13 protein-coding genes are annotated in these 11,590 nt (G+C 39.3%); 9 read left to right on the top strand and 4 right to left on the bottom strand.

Translation table 11 applies throughout. The annotated features are described in order from the left end of the window. A partial coding sequence (locus tag T408_RS0101270; RefSeq protein WP_028118223.1) for a helix-turn-helix domain-containing protein occupies positions 1 to 258 on the bottom strand: 258 nt, incomplete at its 3' end. A gap of 31 nt (positions 259 to 289) precedes the next feature. Further along, positions 290 to 778, bottom strand: coding sequence for a DegV family protein (locus T408_RS0101265; protein WP_028118338.1), 489 nt, complete (start codon positions 776 to 778; stop codon positions 290 to 292). A 151-nt stretch (positions 779 to 929) separates the two neighbouring features. Here T408_RS0101265 and T408_RS0101260 point away from each other — a divergent pair, with 151 nt between their 5' ends. The 3 genes from T408_RS0101260 to T408_RS0101250 all read left to right on the top strand — a co-directional run bounded on the left by T408_RS0101260 (position 930) and on the right by T408_RS0101250 (position 4,593). Then, complete coding sequence (locus T408_RS0101260; protein ID WP_035419695.1) at positions 930 to 2,129, top strand: chloride channel protein; 1,200 nt, start codon at positions 930 to 932, stop codon at positions 2,127 to 2,129. Between the two features lie 107 nt (positions 2,130 to 2,236). Further along, positions 2,237 to 2,938, top strand: coding sequence for a metal-binding protein ZinT (locus T408_RS0101255; protein ID WP_028118336.1), 702 nt, complete (start codon positions 2,237 to 2,239; stop codon positions 2,936 to 2,938). Positions 2,939 to 3,075: 137 nt separating this feature from the next. Continuing rightward, the gene (locus T408_RS0101250) at positions 3,076 to 4,593 is read left to right on the top strand and encodes a hypothetical protein (protein ID WP_028118335.1); all 1,518 of its coding nucleotides are present in this window, start codon (positions 3,076 to 3,078) and stop codon (positions 4,591 to 4,593) included. 163 nt (positions 4,594 to 4,756) lie between these two features. Here T408_RS0101250 and T408_RS0101245 read toward each other — a convergent pair whose 3' ends face one another. Next, a complete protein-coding gene (locus T408_RS0101245; RefSeq protein ID WP_051444709.1) occupies positions 4,757 to 5,611 on the bottom strand; it encodes a pyruvate, water dikinase regulatory protein in 855 nt (284 codons plus the stop codon). Positions 5,612 to 5,637: 26 nt separating this feature from the next. Here T408_RS0101245 and T408_RS0101240 point away from each other — a divergent pair, with 26 nt between their 5' ends. The 4 genes from T408_RS0101240 (at position 5,638) to T408_RS0101225 (ending at position 8,310) form a co-directional block, all read left to right on the top strand. Next, a complete protein-coding gene (locus tag T408_RS0101240) occupies positions 5,638 to 6,075 on the top strand; it encodes a Fur family transcriptional regulator (RefSeq protein ID WP_035419691.1) in 438 nt (145 codons plus the stop codon). A 161-nt stretch (positions 6,076 to 6,236) separates the two neighbouring features. Beyond that, positions 6,237 to 6,410 carry a 30S ribosomal protein S21 gene (gene rpsU, locus T408_RS0101235; protein WP_028118332.1) on the top strand — a complete coding sequence of 58 codons (174 nt, stop codon included), beginning with the start codon at positions 6,237 to 6,239 and terminating at the stop codon, positions 6,408 to 6,410. 23 nt (positions 6,411 to 6,433) lie between these two features. Continuing rightward, complete coding sequence (locus T408_RS0101230; RefSeq protein WP_028118331.1) at positions 6,434 to 6,883, top strand: GatB/YqeY domain-containing protein; 450 nt, start codon at positions 6,434 to 6,436, stop codon at positions 6,881 to 6,883. Between the two features lie 191 nt (positions 6,884 to 7,074). Next, entirely contained in the window at positions 7,075 to 8,310 is a 1,236-nt protein-coding gene (locus tag T408_RS0101225) for a Zn-dependent hydrolase (protein WP_028118330.1), read from the top strand. A gap of 57 nt (positions 8,311 to 8,367) precedes the next feature. On the opposite strand, the gene T408_RS11625 is transcribed toward T408_RS0101225, so the two are convergent. Next, a complete protein-coding gene (locus tag T408_RS11625; RefSeq protein WP_028118329.1) occupies positions 8,368 to 9,252 on the bottom strand; it encodes a helix-turn-helix transcriptional regulator in 885 nt (294 codons plus the stop codon). A 242-nt stretch (positions 9,253 to 9,494) separates the two neighbouring features. Between T408_RS11625 and T408_RS0101215 the strand changes: the two genes are divergently transcribed. Beyond that, positions 9,495 to 10,394: a DMT family transporter gene (locus tag T408_RS0101215; RefSeq protein WP_028118328.1), complete on the top strand. Its 900-nt coding sequence runs from the start codon at positions 9,495 to 9,497 to the stop codon at positions 10,392 to 10,394. 13 nt (positions 10,395 to 10,407) lie between these two features. Continuing rightward, positions 10,408 to 11,583, top strand: a complete 1,176-nt coding sequence (locus tag T408_RS0101210) for a diaminopropionate ammonia-lyase (RefSeq protein WP_028118327.1) — start codon at positions 10,408 to 10,410, stop codon at positions 11,581 to 11,583. Positions 11,584 to 11,590: the final 7 nt, after the last annotated feature.

Raw genomic sequence — 11,590 nt, 5'->3', positions numbered from 1 at the left:
AGCTACATCCTGATAAGAAGCGCCGGTCTCCTGCTTAAATCTTAATACATTCAGTTTAAAATTCAATGGATAGTGTTTGTTTGACTTCCTTTTCTTAAGCCCTGACGGGCCTTCCTCTCGAAACTGAGCTACCCATTTTTTGACTAAGGAAGAACTGGAAACGTCATATTTTTTGGTCAGTGACTCGTACCCTAACCGACCTTTTAAGTACTCTTGTACAATTTGTAATTTAAATTCGTAAGAATATTTTTTGGACATAAAATAACCCCCAAAAGTTAGATTTTTAACTCTAACTTTTGGGGGTCAGTACATTTTCTCGGATTTTTTCAATATAATTGACCAAGTCTTGAGCAGAAAGCTTGGGATTGTCTTCAAGATACTGGCAGGCTGCTAGGATAATATTGCTAAGGCCCAAGGTAACATTTTTGGAGTCGACTAGGTGAACTTTGGGGAAATCTTCAGATACTAGACGACAGGAATTATAAGATACAGTTGTTGCCTTAGAGTAGCCGATATACACAATTTCTGCTTCCGGATTATTAAGACTAATTTCCATAAACATTTTAGTAAAATCTTGCGGGGTTGAACCAGCTGTCTTGGCCAATTGACCTGTTTTTTGATAATGGTTTACAATATCTTGAGCGCTGACATTGACTGCGTCATCATAGGTCTGCTGATTCATTTGAACATGCATCGGAACCACCCGAATCCCATATTGACTGATCCATTTCTGATCGAGGTCCGCACCACTTTCAGTTACAATTATAATTTCTTTCATTGCAATCTTCCTTTCCAATCGATGACTTATTTTACCACCATCTCTTACTAGATGCACTGTCATTTTTAAATTTTCTTGCTTGTGAGCTTTTTGCATCGACTCTTTTGCAATCGACCAGAGATTGATAAAATAGAAGCAAGGAGATGAAAAAATGGATAAAATAATGGATTATCTAAAAAGTAAAGCATACATACTGCTACTAGCCTTATTGATTGGTTTGGGGGTTGGCTTATTAGAGACTGCCTTTGGCTTAATCTTGAATCAAGTCATCCGTATTAATGTTACTTATTATCGGGTGATGATTTGGCTGTTGCCTTTAGCTGGACTTCTAATTGTCTGGCTCTATTCAAGCTTTAGCCCAAGAAGTCAACAGGGAATGGGCTTAATTTTTGATGCGGCTAATGACTCAGAAGCTACCATCCCTAAGGCACTAATTCCTCTGGTGGTATCAGCTACATGGTTGACACACTTATTTGGCGGGTCCGCTGGCCGTGAGGGTGTTGCGGTACAAATTGGTGGGGCTCTGGGGTCCTATGTGGGGCAGGGACTTGAAGGCGGTCAAAAACAACTAAAGCCCGCCTGCGTAACCATGGGAATTGCGGCCGGATTTGCTGGCTTATTTGAAACGCCTTTAACGGGTGCGTTTTTTGCAATTGAGTTATTGTCAGCCGGTCGTTTACAAATGAATTTATTGATTCCATCCTTGCTAGCAGCTTATACTGGCTTTTCTACTAGTCACTATTTAGGATTACCAGCTCATACATTTGCGATTCCGTCAGTGGAAGGAGCCCCAATAGCTTCATTAATTATTTTATCCCTGGCATTCGCTCTTGCAACTCGGCTATTTATATTCCTTCACCACCAGCTAAAACCTTGGTTAATGACCTGGGTTTCTAATCCTTACTTGAGGATTTTTGTGGGCGGACTCTTACTTAGTTTGCTATTATGGTTGTTTAAGGGACGTTATTCTGGACTAGGGGAACCCTTGATCGAGGAGATCTTTTTAGGTGAGCAGAATATTTATGCTTTGGACTGGTTATTGAAGTTGCTATTTACAGTCTTTACCTTAGCTATTGGCTTTCAAGGTGGTGAGGTGACCCCTTTATTTACCATTGGAGCCACTTTAGGCTTTATAGTGGGCCCCCTAGTAGGAATTAATCCTCAAGTGGCAGCAGCCCTAGGTTATGTATCCGTATTTGCTGGTGGAACGCATACTCTAATTGCGCCTATTTTGATTGTTGTTGAGATATTTGGAGGAGGTGCCTTCACTTGGATGGTTCCGGTTATTTGTCTAACGTATTCTTTGGTTGGCAAGCAATCCATTTATAGTAAGCAGACGTATATGTATTAAGAATTCATGAAATTTCAATTAAATAGTAATAATTACTATTGACCAGCAAAGAAAAACTTGTTAATATTTAAAACGTAATAATTACTATTTAATGAAAGAGGAAATTTATGAAGAAAAGTATTTTAATGTTGTCAAGTTTAGCTTTATTAAGTGGTGTGCCATCGATGGTATTGGCTACTGATTCTGTGGATGAAATTCATAATCACGATCATAATCACGATCATAATCACGATCATGACCACAATCACGATCATAATCATGACCATGAGAAAAAGCCCCACCAAGAAGGTATTTTTGAGGATAGTGAGGTCAGTGACCGAGAATTATCTGATTGGGCGGGTGAATGGCAATCGGTTTTTCCTTATTTGAAGGACGGAAGCTTGGATGAAGTAATGACTCATAAGGCTGAAAGTGGTGAAATGACAGCTGAAGAGTATAAGGAGTATTATACAAAAGGTTATCAAACGGATGTTGATAAAATTAACATCACTGATGATAGCATTGAATTTATTCGAGGCGCAGAATCAGTAACTGGCAAATATGAATATCAGGGTTATGAAATTCTAACCTATGAATCAGGTAAGAAGGGTGTTCGCTACCTATTCAGCAAGGTTGATGGGGACGAAGCAGCTCCGCAATCTGTTCAATTTTCAGACCATGAAATTGGCCCCACAAAGGTTGGCCATTATCATATCTATTTTGGCGACCAGTCTCATGAAGATTTATTAGAAGAAATGGATAACTGGCCAACTTATTATCCAAATCAGATGGATGGCCAAGCGATCAAAGAAGAGATGTTGCACCACTAAAATATTTATCATACTCAACCCACTGAAAGGTTTATTCTTTTAGTGGGTTTCTTTTTAGGCTTAAAATAACAATATTAAGCTGACGGGAGGCTATTCATAGATTATAATTAATTTATCGATAGAAAGGAGCAACATTGATGGCAAAACAGTTAATAAAATTTGGCAGTCTTTTACTTGTATCGACGAGTTTTCTCTTAACTCCTATTTCTGGATTTGACCCTTTGATCTCGCATTCCCAGGTACTAGCCCAAGACTATCAGGAGGGCCTTGACTGGCCCCTACCAGAGAAGGTTTCTACTATTGACTTACATCAAGAGTGGACGGAAGTGTTAGACCAATTGCCTGAGGAATCCAGTTGGGGTCTAGATGACTTAAGACCTTACTTTGCAGACTTGACCTTTGATGAGGAGGACATGCATCCGATGATTCCCGCTCTCTTGGACCGTCTTAAGGAAGATTCAAGTCCTAATCAAGGGAAACTCTTGAAGCGTGTTTATTCTCATTCATTTATCCTAGAAGACGAATGGGACTTAAGTCCCAAGGAGCTGGCTTGGGTAAACTATATTCGTAGCTTGTGCTATTTAGCCATGGATGTTTATGCTAGAAATCAGCCTCAAGATCCACAAAATCCTGCCCAAGTCAAGAAAGATTGGTCTCAGAGCCTGAGTGAAGTTAGTCAAGCTAATTGGTCTCCAGAAGAATTGGCAGCTAACCAAGCGTTAGCACAAACGGTAGGGATCGTGCCAGAAATTCAAGGTCACTTAGCATGGGTGGAAGACGAAGGACTACCAGGCTACCTGATTAAATCGGCTGCAACACTACCCATCCCTATTGGTGATGAATCGCCACGCTTTGCTTACGAGCTTGATTCGGGACAACTCTATCAACTGAATTGGGTGACAAATGAACTGGAAGCAATTGATGAAGGCTATTTATTTGATAGCCAAAGAGGGTATGGGGTTGATTTATTTGAGCATTCAGGTGTTGAGGAGAGCGATTCAGTGATGTCACTAGATTTTTCGACTCCTTGGCCAGACTTATTGGAGTCTTTACCTAGTCAAGCAATCGAATTTGAAGATGATTTTAGTGATTATCAAAGTATAGTTTCAAACGGGTATGGAATTGGCGATAATTGGCATTCTGGCATTCAAGCATTATTCGAAGATCTTAGTCATATAATCAATGATCCCACATTAGCAGATCATAATGAGTTATTAAGGTTATATAATGATTCATTTGTAATTAGCAACCAATTAGAATTATCAAGTGAAGAAAACGAGGCTCTAAATTATTTAAGATTTTTATTGTATCGTTGCGATCTTGAGGTTTTCCAAAGAGATACCAATTATTTTCCAGAGGATGACCCGCTAAAGAATCGGTGGTTAAAATCTTATCATGATGGCATCTTGTTAGCCCAAGATACTAGAGCATTTCAGGCTATCCGCGCACTTGAAGAACATTTAGGTTATGGTTTAGGAGCGACAGATTATAATATGATTGAGGATAGTCAAGATTATTTTATTTGTCAGCCAGTTATAACTGGAACTCTAGTAGTTCCCACTTTACATTATTATCGTTACAACTTTGATACTGGGGTGTTAGAAGAAGCGATTGATAAGCCAGAAAATTGGGAGCCTGTTAATCAAGTCATCTAGATTCATTTGTTTGAAGAATAGAGAATCTTCTATAAGATAACAATATCAGACCTCTAGCTATCAAAATAAAAAATTCCCATGCTTAGGCCTCTCTATGACTTTCTTTAGAGACTTCCTTCCAGCATGGGAATCCTTATTTGATGTGATTAGAGGTATGTTCTAATTAGTTGTAGCGGACAGGTAATTTCATTATATCCAAGATAATCGAAGCTGATTCTTCAATCGAGCGGTCAGCGACGTTGATGACCGGGCAGTCCAATTGCCGGTAAAGATCATCCGCATAATCAATTTCCTGCTGGATGCGCTCAGGGGAGGCATACTTAGACCCGGTGCCAAGACCGTATTCAATCATTCTGGATTCACGCATCCGGTTGACGACCTCGACATCATTGGTTAGACCGATAATCTTTTTATGATTAATTTCAAAGAGAAGTTGAGGCGGATCATTTTCTGGAATAATGGGAATATTCATTGTCTTGTAGCCTAGGGTTCCTAAGTACATGGAAAGGGGAGTCTTACCCGTTCTAGAAATTCCAAGAATAACGATTTCTGCTTCTTCTAGGCCACTGGGATCACGGCCATCATCATAGTGCATACAGTATTCTATTGCGCGGATGCGGTCGAAATATTCCTGAGAGAGTTCATGTTGAGCCCCAGCAATGCTAGACGGTTGAATGCCAACCCGTCTTTCTATCTCAAGGGTAAAAGGTTGAATTAGGTTATAACAGATCAAACCCGTTTGGATACAAAACTTTTCGACAAAACGAGCTAAATCGTTGTCGACCATGGTCATAAAAATTAATCCTTCATTTTTTTCGGCATCAATTAGGATCGTCTTGATGGTTTCTTCGTTTGTAATGAAAGTATATTTATGTAATACTGTATGTAAATTCGGAAACTGAGCAAGAGCAGACCGAGCGACTTTGATTGCCGTTTCACCGATTGAATCCGATAGTATATAATAGTGCAAGATAGGTTCAGACTTCTTTGTACCTCCAATAATCGTTGATTCTATCATATCAGAAAATCCAGGAGATGAGAAGAATGGGTTCCCACCATTGTCAACACAATATTACATTAGAAGAAGCTATTGAAAAACTTAAAGAGGGCAAGCTAAAGGTAACACCTAAAAGAAAAGAAATTCTAGAAATTTTTGCTGAGGATAACCGTTATCGCACGCCCCAACAAATTCATTCCATTCTAGCTGAAGACCATCCGACTATGTCTTATAATACGACTTATCGTAACATATATGATTTTGAGAAGTTGGGCATTCTAGAATCGACCGAGTATAATCAGGAACAACTCTTTAGAATGGCTTGCAGTCAAGGCCACCACCATCATTTTATTTGTACAAATTGTGGCCAGGTGATTCCTCTTCATGTTTGTCCACTTGATCAAATTACGGATGATCTTAAGGATGTTGAGGTTCACTATCACCGTTTCGAGGTTTTCGGCTTGTGCCCGAATTGTAAAGATTAAGTAAGGGCAGACTTATCAATAAGCTAGCTTCTAGAGCCAAGATTAGCTGGAATATTCGATTGCCACTTGAAAAAGAAAGCAAGTTTGCTATAATAGACCATATCTTTATTAGAGAAATCTCTAATATAGGTTCAATTAAGGCTTGGGAGGAGGAAATCTAAATGTCAAAGACAGTCGTTCGTGATAACGAGTCCTTAGATGACGCTCTTCGTCGCTTTAAACGTAACGTTTCTAAATCAGGTACTTTGAGAGAAGCTCGCAAACGTGAATTCTACGAAAAACCGAGTGTAAAGCGTAAAAAGAAATCTGAAGCTGCACGTAAGAGAAAATTCTAATTGTAAAGAAACAGGTGTAATAAATGTCATTAACTGAACAAATTAACCAAGACGTTAAAGCGGCAATGAAGGCTAGAGATAAGGAATCCCTTAAGACACTGCGTATGCTAAAGGCTGCCTTACAAAATGAGCAGCTGAATCATAGTGATCCCTTAACTGCAGATCAAGAGTTAACGGTGATTAATCGTGAGATGAAGCAACGTCGTGACTCTGCCAGTGAGTTTGCTGCTGCTGGACGTGATGATTTGGTTGAAGAAGTCAGAAGCGAAATGGAAATTGTTGAACGTTACTTACCTGAACAACTTTCTGAAGAAGAGATTCTTCAAGTCATTCGAGAAACTATGGCTGAAGTCAATGCCACTTCTATGGCTGATTTTGGTCAATTAATGGGTCCCGTTATGGCTAAGCTTAAAGGCCAAGCAGATGGACAACAAGTTAACCAATTAGTTAAATCTGTTTTACAGCAATCATAATATACAACGGGTGAACTTGTCGTCACCCGCTCAAGTCTAAGCCGTCTCCTTATGGGAGACGGCTTTTCTATTTTCCTTTTTGTGCTAATAATGACATTTTAAAAATTAAATCTGTAAGATTACAAGCGCTTACACTTGTAAGATAAATACATGAGATAAATCACTAATTTTAAATAAGGAGTGTTTATAAGATGTATGAACAAAGTGCAAGTAATGTCATTAAGGATCTAAGGGAATTGCAGGCTTTAACGGCTGATCAAGACGGTGCCCACCGTGTAGCTTGGGGGCCCGTTTGGCAAAAAGCTAGAGATTGGTACCGCCAGAAGGCAGAAGAAATAGGAGCAAGCTTAGAAATTGATTCTGCTGGAAATGTCTGGACAAAACTACAAGGTGAAGATCCAAGCTTACCAGCTTTAGTTCTAGGTAGTCACTTAGATTCTGTACCTAATGGGGGTTGGTTAGATGGCGCTCTAGGTGTTCTAGTGGGTCTTGAAGCGTTAAGAAGAATCGCTCAATCAGGGAAGAAACCTAAGCGAACGATTTATGTGGTTGACTTTGCTGACGAAGAAGCGGCTCGCTATGGACATTCATGCCTAGGATCAACAGCGGTTGCTGGTAAATTTGAATTAGAAGGAATGCTAGGACGGGTAGACCATGACGGCGTGAAATTTGAAGATGCCCTTGCTGCTTACGGCGTTGACGTTTATAAGATGAATGATGCTCACCAAGAGATGTTAGAGCGCAACCTTGGTGAATATGTAGAGATGCATATTGAACAAGGTCCTGTCTTAGAACAGACTGGAAAGGCGATTTCCTGTGTCTATGGAGCTTGTGGGGTAGAACGCCACGAAATTATCTTCACTGGTCAAGCAGACCATGCGGGTTCCACACCAACAGAGTTACGACGCGACGCTTTCTTAGCAGCAGCAGAATCTGCGATTGCTTTTCGTGAAATTGCTCGTAAATACGATGCGGTATGTACAGTGGGTGAAGTTTCGGTTGAACCGGATGTCGTAACTATTGTTCCTGGTAAATGTCGAATTACCTTAGACCAACGAACAATCGATCCAAAAGATCTTCAAGCCATGTATGAACAAGCTCAAGCTGAAAGCAAAAAAGCGGCCGAAGCGAATGGCTGTACGGTTGAGTGGAAGGAAATTTATACTGTGGCTCCACAACTATTTGACGATGAATTAATAGAATTGTGTAAAGAAGCGGTTGAAGATGAGACTGGTGAGCCAACTAATATGTATTCTGGGCCGCTTCATGATGCTGTGGAAATGGCAAAAGTTGTTCCGACGGTGATGATGTTTGTGATGTCGATTGAAGGTATTTCTCATGCCAAAGAAGAAGATACCCCTGAAGATAAGATAGCAGTAGGTGTTAAAGCTTATCAGCGATTAGTGGATAAATTACTCGCTCGCTGAATAATTGTCCTCCTTAAGGAAAAGAGACCCAACAAATTGGTGGGTCTCTTTTTGTATTTAGCTAAATTGTTTACGGTATTGGAGAGGAGAAAGACCATATTCTTTTCTGAATTGTTCTATAAAATAAGAAATATGACTAAAGCCTAAGTTATATGCGATATCAGAAATAGGCTGATCGGTATAAATGACTAGTTGTTGAGCCTTCTGTAACCTAAATTGATTAATGTATTTGATTGGAGGCTGGCCAGTGTAAGTATGAAAGAGTTGATTAAGGTAATTTTTGTTAATTCCTACATGTTTTAGAAGATCTGAAACTCGAATTTGTTTATCATAATTGTTTTGAATATAGGATAAAATCTCATTGAATAGCACTTGATCTTGACTATTAAAGTCATGATCTCCTTCAAAGTAATTGATTACTTGATCGAGGCTACGAGTAATTAAACTAGCGATTGACAAATAGGGAATTGTTGCGTTCTCACCGTCAAATAAAGAACTAAGCAAGCGCTCAATCTCATTGTTAACTGGAAGTAGTTTGAAAGTAAATGGTTCCTTATTTAGAAAAGGTTTTACAATCTGTTCAAGAAGATAAGAATTGATAAAATTTATATCGAAAATAATACAAATCGCTTGGGTATCTTGAAGAGCAACCTTAGACTGGTGAAATTGGCGACTATTCATGACTAGCAGGTTTCTAGAATTTAATTCAAATCGGTGACTATTTACTTGAAAGTCTAAACTACCTTTCTTCACCCAATACAATTGCCAATAATTATGCCAATGTAGTGGAATATAATCTTTTCTTTCCAGCGAAAAACTTTGAGTGATTACGGATATAGGAAATTGATCATCAATAAAGGGTACAGCTTCCTCTAGGTCTTGGTCCAAATGGATTTGAAATTCTAGCCCATTATTTAAATATTGAGAACTAGCCTTGTTCATTCTATCACCTCTTTTCTAGCTATTGTAAAACAAGAATGAAAAATCGACTAATTAAATAGGGGGAATTAGGTTTTAAATGATAGTTTTTAGGATAAAAGTTATATTCATGACCAACTTAGCTGACTAACCAAGGATAATAATGATACTTTCTATGGCGATAACTAAAGAAAAAAGGGCTTTCATGGATTATAATTTAATTCATAAAGTGATTTCTCTCATAGCTTAATATAGGAGTGTGTCTTATGAGTAATAAACTCAAAGGGATTTTATTAGCCGGATTTGGTGGCAGTATGTGGGGCGTTTCTGGAATATTAGCCCAAATCGTCTTCGCCAATTACCCAGCCTCATCAGAATGGCTGGTAAGTACTCGTTTATTTTTTGCAGGTATTTGTATTTTACTTTATGCTGCATTTATTCGTAAAGAGGATATTACCCGCATCTTTAAGGATAAATCCGATACTTTACAATTAATATTATTTGCTGTTTTGGGTATGGTAGGGGTTCAATATTTGTTTTTCAAAACAATTGAAACTAGCGGTGCTTCTTTAGCAACGATTTTACAATTTACCTCGCCTATCTTTATTTATCTCTATCAAATTATCCGAGGAGAAAAACACCTGCGGGCCAGTGAGTTATCTCTAGTTTTACTAACGGTTTTTGGTGTGGTTTTAATTGTTACCAATGGATCCTTCGCTGGCTTAAATGTTTCCTTGATGGGATTAATAACGGGTCTAGGTTCTGCTGTAGCGGTTGCTTTCTATACTTTACAACCTAGAAGAATTCAAGGGATTTATGGTTCGCCGCTTGTCGTTGGTTGGGGCATGTTATTTGGAGGAATTGTTTTTCAAGTGTTTAGTCCATTTTGGAAGCCGGGCTTTACGCTTGACGGACAAGCCTACTTACTTCTTGCCTTGATCATTGTCTTTGGTACGGCGATGGCTTTCTTATCTTATCTATCAAGTACGGCGTATATTGAAGCGAGTTTAGCAAGTATCATGACAGCATTAGAACCTTTGCTAGCAGCTGTTCTAACCGTTGTCGTCTTTAACAAATCCTTTGGCTTCTTTGAAATTGTGGGCATTGCGATTGTGTTAGTTGCTGTCCTCATTCTTTCGAATATGAAAGAGCCAGAAACTAAGTAAAGGAGGAAGAAATTTGGCCATAACGATCAAACAAGTAAAAAATAATCATCAAACTGGTAATAAACCTAAAATTTTAGATGCTTTTAGTTTAGATAAAGTTCAATCCGTTAAAAACTTTCAAGAAACAGTGACTAACTATCAAGTGACTCCATTAGTCGATCAAAGTCATTTGGCTAAGGAGTGGCATATCGGTCAACTATTCATTAAGGATGAATCGCCTAGATTTGGTTTGAAGGCCTTCAAAGGCTTGGGTGCCGTTTATGCTGTCAGTAAATATTATGCGGAAAGACTTGGATTAAACATCGATGATGTAACTTTTCCAGAGTTGCAGGAAGCAGTGAAGACTTTAGAATCGGTTACGTTTACCTCAGTAACGGCTGGGAATCACGGTAAGGGGATTGCTTGGGCAGCTTCTTTATTTGGTCAATCGGCTAAAATTTTTATGCCTAAAGGGACCGCTCAATCAAGATTAGACGCCGTTAGGCAACTTGGCGCAGAATCTTATAAATCTGATCAAAATTACGACGATACAATGCTGTGGTTGGCCGATAAAGCCCATGAAGAAGGTTGGATCCTTATTCAAGATACGGCCTGGAAAGATTATGAAGCAGCACCTTTAGCCATCATGCAAGGTTATAGTACGATCATCTCTGAAATTGTTAATCAAATGGGTAGGTCTGCCTTTGACGAGATAACGGATGTAATCTTGCAAGCAGGGGTCGGCTCATTTGCGAGTGCAATGATTGCTGCCATCCATGCCTACCGAGGAGATAAGATGCCCGTTATTCATATTGTAGAGCCTGATCAAGCGGATTGTTTGTATCAATCTGCTAAGAGTTCTGACGGACTTCCTCACCGCGTGCATGGTGATCTGGCATCAATGATGGCAGGCTTAGCTTGCGGGGAACCAAGCCCAATCGCATGGAACATTATTAAAGAATATGCCTATGACTTCTATTCTTGTAGCGATGATGTAGCAGCTCTAGGAATGAAGATACTCGCTCATCCGCAAACGGGTGACCAGGTAATTGTCTCTGGGGAGTCAGGAGCTTTACCTATCGGGGTCTTAGCTAATACAGAAACGAGAATAAAAGACTTAGACCTTGGGCCGAACAGTCGTGTTCTCGTTATCTCTACTGAAGGGGATACTAATCCAAGCAACTACCGTCAAATTGTATCACATGCATAAAAAGGAG

The sequence above is a fragment of the Hutsoniella sourekii ATCC 700629 genome, assembly GCF_000518205.1.
Classification (GTDB): domain Bacteria; phylum Bacillota; class Bacilli; order Lactobacillales; family Aerococcaceae; genus Hutsoniella; species Hutsoniella sourekii.
The sequence above is the reverse complement of the archived record's forward strand: the minus strand, read 5'-3'. Positions and strand labels throughout refer to the sequence as shown.